At 70.9% G+C, this 13,231-nt stretch carries 12 protein-coding genes; 7 read left to right on the top strand and 5 right to left on the bottom strand.

Annotation, left to right across the window (positions count from 1 at the left end; translation table 11 throughout):
* Positions 1-125 precede the first annotated feature (125 nt).
* The 5 genes from ACFYWM_RS37280 to ACFYWM_RS37260 form a co-directional block, all read right to left on the bottom strand.
* Positions 126-614 carry a hypothetical protein gene (locus tag ACFYWM_RS37280; RefSeq protein ID WP_389924091.1) on the bottom strand — a complete coding sequence of 163 codons (489 nt, stop codon included), beginning with the start codon at positions 612-614 and terminating at the stop codon, positions 126-128.
* A gap of 164 nt (positions 615-778) precedes the next feature.
* Positions 779-1,342: a hypothetical protein gene (locus ACFYWM_RS37275; RefSeq protein ID WP_389924089.1), complete on the bottom strand. Its 564-nt coding sequence runs from the start codon at positions 1,340-1,342 to the stop codon at positions 779-781.
* A gap of 297 nt (positions 1,343-1,639) precedes the next feature.
* Complete coding sequence (locus ACFYWM_RS37270; protein ID WP_389924088.1) at positions 1,640-1,879, bottom strand: helix-turn-helix domain-containing protein; 240 nt, start codon at positions 1,877-1,879, stop codon at positions 1,640-1,642.
* A complete protein-coding gene (locus ACFYWM_RS37265; RefSeq protein WP_389924085.1) occupies positions 1,879-2,376 on the bottom strand; it encodes a DUF2975 domain-containing protein in 498 nt (165 codons plus the stop codon). The genes ACFYWM_RS37270 and ACFYWM_RS37265 overlap by 1 nt, the downstream gene beginning before the upstream one ends.
* Before the next feature lie 186 nt (positions 2,377-2,562).
* Complete coding sequence (locus ACFYWM_RS37260) at positions 2,563-4,755, bottom strand: family 16 glycoside hydrolase (RefSeq protein ID WP_389924083.1); 2,193 nt, start codon at positions 4,753-4,755, stop codon at positions 2,563-2,565.
* A gap of 246 nt (positions 4,756-5,001) precedes the next feature.
* Here ACFYWM_RS37260 and ACFYWM_RS37255 point away from each other — a divergent pair, with 246 nt between their 5' ends.
* The 7 genes from ACFYWM_RS37255 to ACFYWM_RS37225 all read left to right on the top strand — a co-directional run bounded on the left by ACFYWM_RS37255 (position 5,002) and on the right by ACFYWM_RS37225 (position 13,219).
* Entirely contained in the window at positions 5,002-6,030 is a 1,029-nt protein-coding gene (locus ACFYWM_RS37255; protein ID WP_389924080.1) for a LacI family DNA-binding transcriptional regulator, read from the top strand.
* A 243-nt stretch (positions 6,031-6,273) separates the two neighbouring features.
* Entirely contained in the window at positions 6,274-7,599 is a 1,326-nt protein-coding gene (locus ACFYWM_RS37250) for an extracellular solute-binding protein (protein ID WP_389924077.1), read from the top strand.
* A gap of 13 nt (positions 7,600-7,612) precedes the next feature.
* The gene (locus tag ACFYWM_RS37245; protein ID WP_389924075.1) at positions 7,613-8,557 is read left to right on the top strand and encodes a carbohydrate ABC transporter permease; all 945 of its coding nucleotides are present in this window, start codon (positions 7,613-7,615) and stop codon (positions 8,555-8,557) included.
* Positions 8,557-9,408: a carbohydrate ABC transporter permease gene (locus tag ACFYWM_RS37240; RefSeq protein ID WP_389924072.1), complete on the top strand. Its 852-nt coding sequence runs from the start codon at positions 8,557-8,559 to the stop codon at positions 9,406-9,408. Before ACFYWM_RS37245 ends, ACFYWM_RS37240 begins: the two co-directional genes overlap by 1 nt.
* A 2-nt stretch (positions 9,409-9,410) precedes the next feature.
* Complete coding sequence (locus tag ACFYWM_RS37235; protein ID WP_389924069.1) at positions 9,411-11,015, top strand: FAD-dependent oxidoreductase; 1,605 nt, start codon at positions 9,411-9,413, stop codon at positions 11,013-11,015.
* Between the two features lie 56 nt (positions 11,016-11,071).
* Positions 11,072-12,439 carry a GH1 family beta-glucosidase gene (locus ACFYWM_RS37230; protein WP_389924065.1) on the top strand — a complete coding sequence of 456 codons (1,368 nt, stop codon included), beginning with the start codon at positions 11,072-11,074 and terminating at the stop codon, positions 12,437-12,439.
* A gap of 462 nt (positions 12,440-12,901) precedes the next feature.
* Positions 12,902-13,219 carry a hypothetical protein gene (locus ACFYWM_RS37225; protein ID WP_389924062.1) on the top strand — a complete coding sequence of 106 codons (318 nt, stop codon included), beginning with the start codon at positions 12,902-12,904 and terminating at the stop codon, positions 13,217-13,219.
* Positions 13,220-13,231: the final 12 nt, after the last annotated feature.

Below are 13,231 nucleotides of genomic sequence, written 5' to 3'. Positions count from 1 at the left end.
GGACGGCATGCCGCGACGGCCCCGCGCCCCGGTACGTCCGGGCCCGCGAAGCCGTCGCCTGCCTGCCCCTCCCCGCTGACGGCTCAGTGGGGAGGGGCCGTTCACCCCCGGCCCGAGGTCCGGGATCAGTAACGGCCGTGCACCGTGTTCGTCCTCTTCGTCATGCGGGAGTACCCGGGGGCGGTGAGGATGACCTTGGCGTAGACCTCGTCGCCGGCACCCTCGAACGAGGAGTCGTCCTCGTCGAGGAGGGAGCACCGGATCGTGGGGACGGAGAGGATGATCAGCCCTCCCCCGTTCCGGTCCGATCCCACGCTCAGCTGCGCGTCGCCCGCCCTGTACAGCCGGTTGTCGTAGACGGCCTCCTCGCCCCAGATCTCGACCTGGGCCCTCGCGCCGTTGTCGACCAGGTACTGCGCCTGAGCCTGCGTCATTCCGACCTTGCCGAAGGTGAGGACCCGGCAACCGGCCGCCTCCTTGGTGATCGTCAGCCGGGCGGTCAGGACGCCCGGTATGTCATCGGCCTGGGCCGGCGTGGCCGCGAGACCCACGCCCAGCGCCGTGGCGACGCCCAGCGCGGCGGCCAGGCGGGCGATCCTCTTGACTGCGGACATCGTCGTTCCTCCGGTGTTCGTCAGGGCCGGGCCGGTGGTCATCCGGGCCGGGCCGGTGGTCATCCGGGCTGGATCGGTGGTCATCCGGGCTGGATCCGCGTTCATCCGGGCGGGACCGGTGCCCGCCGGAGCGGGAGCGGTGTCCGTCAGGACCAGGGTCGCGTTCATCCGGACCGCACCGAGGTCCGGCCGGGCCGGTGCCGGCGCGACTGCCTGCGCGCCTTGACGTAGCGGTTGGTCGCGGGAAACCAGCACGTCACGACGGCCGCCAACACGCTCAGGACGGCCAGGGCCGCGAGGCCCCCGTTGATCGGGGACACCATGTCCGTGAGGCCCCGTAACCCGAAGAGGACGACCGCGGGGGTGAGGACGCTCAGGACGACCCGGGCCCACGTCCTGCCCTCGCGGACGGGCAGCAGGAGCAGGAAGAGGATCACCCCGAGGAAGATCCAGACGTACGCCCTGGCCTGCAGGGAGCCGAACGCGGCCTCCACCGCGGTGTCCACGACGGAACTCATGGCCTCCGAGCCGGCCTCGATGCCGAGCTCGTCGCGCACGTAGTCCCGCAGCAGGCTCCTGCCCGCGATCAGGGAGAACGCCGCCGACGCCAGCATGGACACCGCCGTCACCGCGGTGGCCAGGGTGGCGGCCGACAGCGTCCCGGGCCTGCGGGGTTCGTACGCGCCACCGCCTGTCATCTGGTGCGCGGAGGGGATGTGGTCACTCATTCGTGTTCCTTTCAATGGTTTCGTGCGATTCACCCGCCCCACGGCCACCCGCCCTACGGACCACCACCCGCCGTACAGTCACCTGCCGTACGGAGAGGGGTCGTCGGAGACCTCGGAGCGGACGGCCGATGAGCACTCGACGGCGTCCATGCTCCTTGGGCGCGCGGGTCACCCCGCCGCCCGGGGCGGTGCGGTCCGCGAACGGTTCCCGGCCGGGAGGCCGCGCGGCACCGTCCCTGGAAACACGAGGGCCCTGACCTGTTCACACAGGTCAGGGCCCTCGGCGGAACGCGTTCGTCACCCGCCGGCCGCGTCACCGGCCTCCCCGGCGTCCACGGCCTCCCAGCGCAGCAGGTCTCCCGGCTGGCATTCCAGCACCTCGCAGAGCGCGGCGAGCGTCGTGAAGCGCACCGCCTTGGCGCGTCCGTTCTTGAGCACCGCCAGGTTGGCGGGCGTGATCCCGACGCGGTCCGCGAGCTCGCCCACGGACATCTTCCGCTTGGCCAGCATCACGTCGATGTCGACGGTGATCGGCATCAGATCACCTCCTCCAGCTCGGCCCGCATCTTCGCCGCCTCGACGTCGCGCGCGACGGCCTGGGCGAGCAGCGTCCGCAGCACGAGGACGATGAGCGCGACCCCCAGGATCGCCACGACGACGCCGCAGATCAGGAGGACCACGCCCGGGGCGACCGGTTCGCCCGGTGCCAGCAGGACCGCGAACGCGAACACCAGGAGGGCCGCCGCCACGAGCGCGCCGATCACGATGTGCACGTACCGGAAGGCCGCGTGGGAGAACACGGTGCCGCGTCGCACCATCGTCACCAGCCTCCACACGCAGACCAGGATGACCTGGACCGTCACGACGCCCAGGACCGTGAGCACGAGAAGCGGGGTGCGCAGGTACGCGAACTCCGCGTTGAGCCCCTCCAGGTCGGCGGCCAGCAGCGGCACCATCACCGTCTGCACGAACACCGACCCGGCGAGCAGCCCCACGAGCACGACGCGCAGCGCGAGCACTGTCAACTTCCCCATCATCTCCCCTTCGATCGACTAGCGATGGAAATGTATCGATATTCGATAGGAGAAGCAACACGAAGGGACGGCCGGGGAGGTGAGACTCCGGTACCGGAGCTCCAGGGCCTCGCTTTCCGAGATCGCCGAAACGCCCGCGCGAGTCCGGTCTCGCGCGGGCATCCGGGGACGGCCGGACCGGGAACCCTAGGGCGCCGTGACCCGCAGGTCGTCGAGGGTCGCGATGCTCGAGTGCATGCGGAGGCCGACCTTGCCGGTCGTCAGCTCGGCGGCGGGGGCTGTCCAGGTGAGTACCTGGTTCCCGTCGACGAAGCCGGTGACGGCCGAGCCGGACACGCTCACCTTGAGCGTGCGGAACGCGCCGGGGACGATCGGGACGGAGGCGCCGGCGACCTTGGTCAGCGTGCCGCCGACCTTCTTGTACAGGTCGGCGGTGTCGGTGCCGTCGTTGAGCCGGAACAGGTAGAAGTTGGCGGGGTCTGCGTACCGGAAGACCAGGCCCGCGTTGGCGCTCGCGTTGTCCAGCCGGACGCGCCCCTGGACGGTGTAGTCGGCCCAGGTGGCGGAGCCGGTGACGGCGAGGCTCTCCACGGCGGCGGTGGAGGTCTGGGAGTACGCGCCGTTCGCGACCGACCACGACCCGCCGCCGCTCGTCCAGCCCGCCGCGTCGCCGTCGCCGAAGTCGTCCGACAGCAGGGTGGTGACGGGGGCCGCGGCCGACTCGTGCGCGCCCCGGTCGGGAGAGCCCTGGTAGAGCGCGGTCCCGAAGAAGTCCTGGGCGCCGGGCGAGGGGACCGCGACGCCACTGTCGACCCCGGGCGAGCCCGGCTGGAGCCTGTAGGCGCCCGCGGAGGCCAGTCCGGACGCGCCGCCCGGCGTGACGAACTGCGGACTGGCGATGATCTTGTGCGGGTCGTTGGGCTGGCCGGCGTTGGTGCCCGAGTAGAGGTTGTGGTCGTAGGTGACGTTGCCGCTGATGCTGTAGGCGCCGCTCCCCTGGTTCACGAAGATGTTGTTCGTGTAGGCCACCTTGCCGGTCGACGTCCCGGTCATCTGGCCGGTCTGCCCGGCCGAGCGGTAGAAGACGTTGTTGTGGACCTTCAGGTCACCCGACCCGCTGACCAGGTGGAACACCCCGACGCTGCGGTCCAGGTCGTTCTGGGAGATGTTGTAGCGGAACACGTTGTCGTCGGTCTGGTCCATGACGAGCAGCGTGCCGCCCTCGTTGTCCTGGCTGTAGTTGTACTGGTAGACGCTGCGGTAGACCCGCTGGTCGAAGTCCCAGGGCTGGCCGTCGCCGTCGAGCTTGCGGGTGCGGAAGGCCTGGTTGAACTGGAAGACCGCGTCGGTCGTGGCGTACATCCACTGCGCGGCGACGACCGCGATGTCGTCGAGGTAGGGCAGGGTCGAGGTGGTCGACTCGCCGATCCGGTCGGTGGTGTTGCGCTCGACGAGCGGGGCGAGCCCGGACCGGACGAGGATCCCGTCGCGGTGGATCCGGGTGACGGTGTTGCCGCGGATCACCAGGTTCCTGAAGGCGTCGAGGTCGTGCGCCCAGGTGGTGTTGAGCAGCGCGTCGGTCATGGTCTGGATGCCGGTGTCGGCGACGTTGTCGACGGTGTTGCCCTCGATGAGCACGTCCGTCCAGGTGCTCTCGGGGCCGGTCGCGGTCCCGCGGGCGTGGAAGTTGATCCCGCCGGTCCGGCGGTCGGTGCCGAACACGTCGTGGATGTAGGTGTTCCTGACGTGGATGTGGGTGAAGTCCCCCGCCCCGGCGCCCTCGCCGACGACGAGGACCCCGCTGCGCCGCCGGTCGGTGGGCTGCTGCCCGCTGGTGATCTCCAGCCCGCCGATCTCCCAGTGCGAGACGTTCTTCAGCCGTACCCCGAAGCCCTCGCCGTCGACGGCCGTGTCGGCGAAGTCGATGCGGGGCTTCGCGCCGGTGCCGTACTGGCCGAGGACGATCGGCGCCCCGGCCGCGCCCGAGCCGCGCAGGTCGAGGTACTGGCCGGTCCACACGCCGCCCGACCTGAGCAGGATGCTGTCACCCGGGCCGAAGGTCTGGGCGTTGACCTTGCCGAGCGTCTTCCAGGCGGCCGAGGTCGAGGTCCCGGCCGCGCCGTCGGAGCCACCGGCCGCGTCGACGTAGTAGGTGGTCCCGGCGGCGCGGCGAGTGGCGCGGGAGGTGGTGTGGGAGACGGTTCCGGTGGCGTCGGTGCCGTGGACGGTCTTGGTCGTACGGGCGGCGTCGGCGCCGTGGACGGTCGCGGCCACCTGGACGGACTGGGCCGCGTGGGCGGACTGGGCCGCGTGGGCGGGCTGGGGCAGGAGCAGGGCGGCGGCGAGCGCCAGGACGGCCGAGGTGTTGGGGAGCCCCACGCTGATACCTCTGATTCGTATTAGTAATATCTGACCTGCGGAAACATCCGTGCCCCCGATTCGTAACGGGAAGATAATCCGCGATCTTCGCGGCCGTCAAGAGCAGATTTCCGGCACGTTTCAAGATTCTTTCGCCGAGAGTGTTGACAGCACCCCGTCCGGCTTGCAACGGTTTCGCCAATACGAATCAGCCAGCCACCCTCTCTTGGCTGTTCCCCCTCAACTGATACGAATCAGGAGATCGCGATGGACGGAGTTCGGCGCCGGGCCCGTCAGTCCGACGTGGCCAAGCTCGCGGGTGTCTCCCAGGCGACGGTCTCCGCGGTCATCAACGGCCGGGGCCCGGAGACCGGGATCCCGGAGCCGACCGTCCAGCGCGTCCTGGAGGCGGTACGCCAGCTCGGCTACGTCGCCAACCCGGCGGCTCGCAGCCTGCGCGGGAAGCGCAACCGGCTGCTCGGCGTCTACACCTTCGAATCCATTTTCCCGCTCGACCAGCTGGACTTCTACCACGAGTTCCTGGTCGGCATCGAGCAGCAGGCCGTCGCCGACGGCTACGACCTGGTGCTGTTCGCCTCCACCGAGGACCTGAACGGCCGCCGCCGGGTCTACAGCGACGGGGTGAACCGGCTCGCGCTCGCGGACGGCAGCGTGCTGCTCGGCGTCGAGCCCGGCTCCACCGAGCTGGCCAGGCTCGCCGCCGAGGGATATCCCTTCGTCCACATAGGGCGCAGGAGCGTTCCCGGCACCGAGGTAGCCTGGGTCGGCGCCGACTACGCCAGCGCCACCAGGGACATCGTGGGCAGGCTCGCCGCGCTGGGCCACCGGCGCGTCGCCTACATCACCGGACCCGACCGGATGGAGGTCTTTCTCGACAAGGAGGCCGGCTACCGGGCCGGCTGCGCCGACGCGGGGCTGCCCGAGCTGATGTACGTCATGTCGCAGCTCGACCCGGCCTGGGTCGACGCCGCGCACGCCGGCGGCGTCACCGCCGTCCTGGCCGAGAACGAGCCCCTGGCCAGGCAGCTCGTCGCCGCGCTGGGCGAGCGCGGCCTGGCCGCTCCCGCGGACATGTCGGTGGTCGTCCTGGTGACGATGACCGAGAGCGGCTGGAGCAACCTGCGGATCCCCCGCAACGAGATGGGGCGGGGCGCGGTGAAGATGCTCACCCGCATCCTGGCCGGTTCCGACACCCCCGACGCCCCCGGCGACCACCAGCAGCTGCTGCCCTGCGGCCTCCCCGAGGATCACATGATCGGCCCGCCCAGAACCTGACCACAGGCCACGTGATCGGCCTCGGAAACCGACCACAGGCCACGTGATCGACCTCAAAGCCCGACCACGGGTCGCATGATCGGCCTCGGAAACCGACCACGGGTCACGCGGCCCGACTCCCCCCAGAGCCTGACCCACAACCGAATACTCCCGGCTCCCGGCGGTCCAGCGCCGGGAGACGACCTTCCACACTCCAAAACCCCGTATTCCGAAACCCCCCATACTCCGAAACAGGAGAAAATCATGATCACCAACCGGTGGACAGCCGTCAACAGGCGTGGATTCCTCGCCGCCGCGGTCAGCGCGGGTGTTCTCATCGCCGCGACGGCCTGCGGGACGGGCGGCGGAGGCAGCGGGAGCGGCGGCGGGGACACGGCCGGCACGTTGACCGTCTGGTTCCCCGGCAACTCCGCCCCGGAGATCGAGCTCGTCACCAAGAAGCTGGTGCCGGAGTTCGAGTCGGCGAACAAGACGAAGGTCCAGGTGACCTTCGTCGACTGGGCCCAGATGTCGCCCAAGCTCAACGCCGGTTTCGCCGGCAACAACGCCCCCGACGTGTTCGGCCACGGCCCGGCCGTCGCCGCCGGTTTCGCCGCGGCCAAGCGGATCGAGCCGCTCGACGCCCGGATCGCCGCCCTGTCCGAGGAGGACAGGACCGACCTCGCGCCCTACCTGGCGGGTGGCCAGGTGGCCGGCGGACAGTACCTGATCCCGCTGGGCGGCAACGGCGTCCTCGTCGCGTACCGCAAGGACCTGCTGGAGAAGGCCGGGGTCGCCGAGCCGACCACCTGGGCGGAGGCCGCCGAGGCGGCGAAGAAGCTGACGGTCAAGGAGGGTGGAGCGATCCAGCAGTCGGGCCTGATGCTCCAGTCCGCCAAGATCCAGCGGGTGCAGAGCTTCCAGGCGCTGATCGGCTCGGAGGGCGGCGAGCTGCTCTCGGCCGACGGCAAGGAGGTCACCTGGAACTCGCCGGAGGGTGTGAAGGCGCTGGAGTACTTCGCCGGGCTCCACAACGGCGACGACAAGGTCAGCGACCAGGTCGGCCTCGACTTCGCCAACCAGCCCGCCGGGCAGAACCCGCTCGCCACCGGCAAGGCGGCGATGGTCACCGCGACCAACGGGCAGATGCTCCAGATGGTCAAGGCCGTACCCGACCTCGCCTCGAAGGTCGGGGTGCTGCCCCCGCTGAAGGCCGTCGACGCCAAGACCTTCGGCGGGGCGACCACCGGCCTGTTCGTCAACGCCGACTCGAAGAAGAAGGACCTCGCCTGGAAGTTCGTCGAGTTCATGGTCTCCAAGGGCGTGAACGAGCGGTACGCCGAGACCGTCGGCGGGCTGCCGGTGCGCGCCTCGGCCGCCCAGGGCGCGTACGTCACCGGGCAGCCGCTGCTGAAGCCGTTCATCGACGCCGCGCCCGCGTACGTGGGCAGCCCGAACGTCCCGGCCTGGGTGCAGGTCCGTGACGTGCTCGACAAGCACCTGGAGACGGCGCTCGCCGGGAAGGCGACCGCGAAGCAGGCGCTGGACGACGCGGCGGCCGAGGCCGGGCCGCTGCTCGCGGCCCAGTGATGGCGGCTCAGTGATGGCGCTCCTCAGCAAGCACGGCACCCAGCACGGCAAGTCCCGGCCCGTGGCGTCGCCGCGGGCCGGGTCCCGGGGAGGGGGCCCGACCGGCCGGCGCAAGCTCGTCGGCCTCGCCTTCACCGCCCCGGTCCTGGCGTACATGGCGATCTTCCAGCTGTTCCCGGTGCTGTACGGGTTCTACCTGAGCTTCACCAGCTACAGCCCGCTCGACCGCGGCGCGCCGCAGCTGGTCGGCGCCGACAACTACGCGGCGCTGTTCGGCTCGGCGGACTTCCTGAAGTCCCTGCGGGTGACCGCCCAGTTCGTCGCGGAGGTGCTGCCGTTCGCGGTCGGCATCGCGCTCGGGCTGGCGTTGCTGGCCAACCGGAAGATACCCGGCATCGGGCTGTTCCGGGCCGGGCTGTTCCTGCCCCGCATCGTCCCGCTGACGGCCGTCAGCCTGGTGTGGCTGTGGATGTACTCCCCCGACGGCTGGTTCAACGACCTCGCGGGCTCGCTGGGCCTCGCCCCGCACAACTGGCTCCTCGACGAGGACACCGCCCTGCACTCGGTCGCGGTCATGCGGATCTGGAAGGCCCTCGGCGGCAACATGGTGCTGTTCCTGGCCGGGCTCCAGTCGATCCCGGTCACCCTGTACGAGGCCGCGAAGATGGACGGCGCGAACGCCTGGGCCCGGTTCCGGCACGTGACGCTGCCCGGCCTGCGGCCGGTGATGGTCTACGTGGTCACGATCAACATCGTCTACCTGTCGCAGTCGTTCGCCGAGATCTTCATCCTCACCGGCGGCGGGCCGCTCGGCTCGACGACGACGACCAACTACCTGATCTATCAGGAGGCGTTCCAGAACAACCGGTTCGGCTCCGCCAGCGCCATGGCGTTCGTCCTGTTCGCGGCCATCTTCGCCTTCGCGCTCGTCGCGATGCGCGGGAACGGGCGGAAGTGATGCGCAGACCAGGATCGATCCTCGCGCTGGTCATCGCCACGGTGCTGGTGCTCGTGCCGTTCTGGTGGATGGTCTCGATCGCCTTCAAGCCCGAGTCCGAGGTGTTCTCCTCCGACCCGAGGCTGCTGCCGCAGAACCCGGTCCTCGACAACTTCTCGACCGCCCTGGACGCGGGCAACCTCGGCACGGCGATGACGAACTCGCTGATCGTCGCCCTGCTGGTCGTCGTCGCCAACTGCGTGTTCGCGCTGCTGGCCGGGTACGCCTTCGCCAAGCTGCCCTACCGGGGGAGCAACGCGATCTTCATGACGATCGTCGCGACCACGATGGTCCCGGTGGCGGTGACCCTCATCCCGCTGTTCCTGATCGCCAAGGGGATCCCGCTGGCGGGCGGGAACGACATCACCGGGCAGGGCGGCTCCGGGCTGCTCGACTCGCTGGCCGGGCTCACCCTGCCGCACCTGATCGGGCCGCTCAACGTCTTCCTCGCCCGGCAGTACTTCCTCGGGCTCCCCGACGAGCTGGGCGAGGCCGCCCGGGTCGACGGCGCGAGCGAGTTCAGGCTCTTCTGGAAGATCTACCTGCCGCTGGCGAAGCCGCTGGTCGCGACCGTCGCGGTGTTCGCCTTCACCGCCGTCTGGGACGACTTCCTCTGGCCGCTCGTCGTGACGAGCTCGCCCGAGACGCAGACCGTCCAGCTGGCGCTGAGCAAGTTCCTGACCGGCGGGAACGTCGCCTACGGGCCCGCCATGGCCGGTTCGGTGCTGGTACTGCTGCCGATCCTGGCCGTCTTCGTCTTCAACCAACGCAGTTTCGTCGCCGGCCTGTCCGAGGGCGGCGTGAAGGGATGATCATGCAGGAGACACACGCGCCGGTGCTGGTGGTCGGAGGGGGCCTCGGCGGTGTCGCCGCGGCGCTGACCGCCGCGAGGCTCGGCCGGCGGGTGGTGCTCACCGAGGAGACCGACTGGCTGGGCGGCCAGCTGACCAGCCAGGCGGTCCCGCCGGACGAGAACCCGTGGATCGAGTCGCGGTACGCCTCGCCGAGCTACCGCAGGCTGCGCCAGGGCGTCCGCGACCACTACCGCCGCAACTACCCGCTCCGCGCCTCGGTGGCCGCGCAGCGCCTGCTCAACCCGGGTCTCGGCGTGGTGAGCGGATTGTGCCACGAGCCGCGGGCGGCGCTGGCCGTGATCGAGGAGATGCTCGCGCCGTACCGCACCGCCGGGCTGCTCACCGTCCTGCTGCGGCACACGCCCGTGGCGGCCGAGGTGACGGGCGACCGGGTCGAGGCGGTCACCTTCACCCGGCCCGACGGGACCGAGCTGGTCGTGGCGGCCGACTACGTCGTGGACGCCACCGAGCTCGGCGACCTGCTGCCGCTGGCCGGGGTCGAGCACGTGATCGGCGCGGAGGGCGTCGCCGACACCGGGGAGCTCCACGCCGCCCCGGTGGCGAACCCCCTCGACCAGCAGGCCGTCAGCTGGTGCTTCCCGCTGGAGTACCGGCCGGGCGAGGACCACACGATCGACCGCCCGGCGGGCTACGACCACTGGCGTACCCACAAGGCCCCGTTCTGGCCCGGCCCCCAGCTGTCGTGGACGGACGTGGAGCCGATCGACCTTTCCGTACGATCGCGCGGCCTCTTCCACGACAACGGGCACATCCCCGGAAAGCACGACCTGTGGCACTTCCGCCGCATCGTCGCCGCGGAGCAGTACGAGCCCGGCACCATCTCGCACGACGTCACCCTGGTCAACTGGCCGCAGATCGACTACTGGGACCATCCGCTGATCGGTCCCGGCGCGGACCGGGAGGCCGCGCTGGCGGGAGCCCGCGACCTGTCGCTGTCGTTCCTGTACTGGATGCAGACCGAGGCCGGATACCCGGGCCTGCGGCTGCGTCCCGATCTCGTCGGGACCGAGGACGGCCTGGCCAAGGCGGTGTACGTCCGGGAGTCGCGGCGGATCAAGGCCGAGTTCACCGTGCTGGAGCAGCACGTCGGGGTGGAGGCGCGCGGCGCGCTCGCCGGGTCGGAGGTGTTCGCCGACTCGGTCGGGCTCGGCTCCTACCGGATCGACCTGCACCCCAGCACGTCCGGCCGCACCTACGTGGACGTCGACTGCTACCCGTTCCAGATCCCGCTCGGCGCGCTGCTGCCCCAGCGCGTCGACAACCTGCTGCCCGCCAACAAGAACATCGGCACCACCCACGTCACCAACGGCTGCTACCGGCTCCACCCCGTCGAGTGGAGCATCGGCGAGGCCGTGGGCGCGCTCGCCGTCCAGGCCCTCGCCACCGACCTGCCGCCGCGCAAGATCCGCGCCGACCCGGCCAGGCTCGCCGACTTCCAGCGGACGCTCACCGACACCCTCGGCGTCACCCTCGCCTGGTCGCAGGAGATCAGGTCCACCCCGTGCGGCCGCCAGCCCGCCGTACCCCAGCTCGTAGAGGACTGAGATGACCGCGCGACCACCCCGCGCGACCGCCGACCCGCAGCCTGTAGAGGACTGACATGACCGCAGCAACCGGCCTGGCCTTTCCCCCCGGGTTCGTCTGGGGCGCCGCCTCCGCCGCCTACCAGATCGAGGGCGCCGCCCGCGAGGACGGGCGCGGACCGTCGATCTGGGACACCTTCTCCCGTACGCCGGGACGGGTGGTCTCCGGGCACACCGGCGACGTCGCCTGCGACCACTACCACCGCTATTCCGACGACGTCGAGCTCATGAGGTCGCTCGGCCTGGCCGCCTACCGGTTCTCCGTCGCCTGGCCGCGCATCCAGCCGGACGGCTCGGGCCCGGTCAACCCGCACGGCCTCGACTTCTACGACCGCCTCGTCGACTCTCTGCTCGCCGCGGGCATCGACCCGTACGTGACGCTCTACCACTGGGACCTGCCCCAGGCGCTGGAGGACCGGGGCGGCTGGACGGCCCGCGACACCGCGTACCGCTTCGCCGACTACGCCTCGGCCGTGCACGCCCGCCTCGGCGACCGCGTCCGCACCTGGACGACGCTCAACGAGCCCTGGGTCGCGGCCTTCCTCGGGTACGGCAGCGGCGTCCACGCCCCCGGCAGGACCGACGCGGGCGACGCCTTCCGCGCCGCCCACCACCTGCTCCTCGCGCACGGCCTCGGCACCCGGGCGCTGCGCGAGGCCGGTGCCCGCGAGCTCGCCCTCACCCTCAACCTCTCCCCCGCCGTCGGCGACCCGGCCGCGGCCGAACGCGTCGACCTGCTGCTCAACCGCCAGTTCCTCGACCCGGCCCTGTGCGGGGAGATGCCCGAGGACCTGTTGAAGATCATCGACCGGCACGCGGGCCTCGACCACCTGCGTGACGGCGACCTCACGCTGATCCACCAGCCGATCGACCTGCTCGGCATCAACTACTACTGCCCCCAGTACGTCGCCGACGCCCCCGGCACCCCCGCCGACCCCGCCTGGCCGGGCAGCGAGGACATCTCGTTCGTCCACCCCGGCGGCCCCAGCACCGCGATGGGCTGGCCCATCGACCCGGCGGGGCTCACCACCCTGCTGACCCGGCTGTCCCGCGACTATCCCTCGGTGGGCCTGCTCATCACCGAGAACGGCGCGGCCTTCGACGACGCCACCCCCTCGGACGGCAGGGTCGCCGACCCGGACCGCGTCGCCTACCTCGACTCCCACCTCAGGGCGGCCCACGCCGCCCTGGCCGAGGGCGCGGACCTGCGCGGCTATCTCGTCTGGTCCATCCTCGACAACTTCGAGTGGGCCGAGGGCTACCACAAGCGCTTCGGCATCGTCCACGTCGACTTCACCACCCAGCGACGCGTGCCGAAGGACAGCGCCCTGTGGTACCGCGACCTCGTCACCACCGGGGTGATCCCCGACGTGGCCGCCGGCTGAGCATTGGCAGTGGGCAGTCCCTCACGGCGACCGGCGCGTCCACGTACGCGCCGGTCGCCACGAGGTCCTCGGCGACCACAGCCCCGCCCTCACCGTCATCATCACCGGCATCTACCACGAAGCCTGGCTCCTGGAGATCGAAGCGGTCGCGGCGGCCTGAGGGCGGACGGGACGCAGGCAGGACGGCAGGACGCAGCCCGAGCACGGACGGGACGCGAGCGGGCCAGGCCCGGCGCGGCCTGAGCGCGAGCGGGACGCGGGCGAGGTTCAGGTGAGGCGCCCTGCCGTTCGGGCCAGGCGAAACAGCCTCGAAAAGCGAATCAGGCCAGACGAAACAGCCTCGGGAAGCGAACTATCCGCCCGAAATATGGAGAAACGGTATCTCCTCACCCGCGGCACCCGGTGGTGCTCTGAAGGTGTTCTCCTTCCCGCCCCTGAGGAGCCACCTGTGAGGAGTCACCCGTGAAGACCCGCCGATTACACGCCGCAGCCGTGCTCGCCGTGGCACTGGGCGCCGCTACCCTGGCCGGCGCGGCCCCCGCCGTCGCCACCACCACCGCCCCTCAGACCGGCACCGCGTCCGCCGCCGGAGCGCACTTCCTCGCGATCCCGTCCATGGTCACGAGGGGCCCCTACCAGACCCCGGGCGAGTGCGAGGCGGCACGGCTGGCCGCGATCGCCCGCGGGGAGAACGTGCTGCCAGGCTGCTCCTACGAGGACAGGTGGGAAGACGTGCCGGAGTGGTCGCAGGACGGTTACTACTACTACGTGCTCCGCTGAGCTCCAGCAGGT

Source organism: Streptosporangium sp. NPDC002721 (assembly GCF_042888905.1).
GTDB lineage: Bacteria > Actinomycetota > Actinomycetes > Streptosporangiales > Streptosporangiaceae > Streptosporangium.
Note: the sequence above shows the minus strand (reverse complement) of the source record. Positions and strands in the feature narration are given on the sequence as shown.

Bases quoted from the DNA above. Each gene is read 5' to 3' on its own strand.
- ACFYWM_RS37280 (WP_389924091.1), bottom strand. From the start codon at position 614: ATGTCCGCAGTCAAGAGGATCGCCCGCCTGGCCGCCGCGCTGGGCGTC.
- ACFYWM_RS37275 (WP_389924089.1), bottom strand. From the start codon at position 1,342: ATGAGTGACCACATCCCCTCCGCGCACCAGATGACAGGCGGTGGCGCG.
- ACFYWM_RS37270 (WP_389924088.1), bottom strand. From the start codon at position 1,879: ATGCCGATCACCGTCGACATCGACGTGATGCTGGCCAAGCGGAAGATG.
- ACFYWM_RS37265 (WP_389924085.1), bottom strand. From the start codon at position 2,376: ATGGGGAAGTTGACAGTGCTCGCGCTGCGCGTCGTGCTCGTGGGGCTG.
- ACFYWM_RS37255 (WP_389924080.1), top strand. From the start codon at position 5,002: ATGGACGGAGTTCGGCGCCGGGCCCGTCAGTCCGACGTGGCCAAGCTC.
- ACFYWM_RS37250 (WP_389924077.1), top strand. From the start codon at position 6,274: ATGATCACCAACCGGTGGACAGCCGTCAACAGGCGTGGATTCCTCGCC.
- ACFYWM_RS37245 (WP_389924075.1), top strand. From the start codon at position 7,613: ATGGCGCTCCTCAGCAAGCACGGCACCCAGCACGGCAAGTCCCGGCCC.
- ACFYWM_RS37240 (WP_389924072.1), top strand. From the start codon at position 8,557: ATGCGCAGACCAGGATCGATCCTCGCGCTGGTCATCGCCACGGTGCTG.
- ACFYWM_RS37235 (WP_389924069.1), top strand. From the start codon at position 9,411: ATGCAGGAGACACACGCGCCGGTGCTGGTGGTCGGAGGGGGCCTCGGC.
- ACFYWM_RS37230 (WP_389924065.1), top strand. From the start codon at position 11,072: ATGACCGCAGCAACCGGCCTGGCCTTTCCCCCCGGGTTCGTCTGGGGC.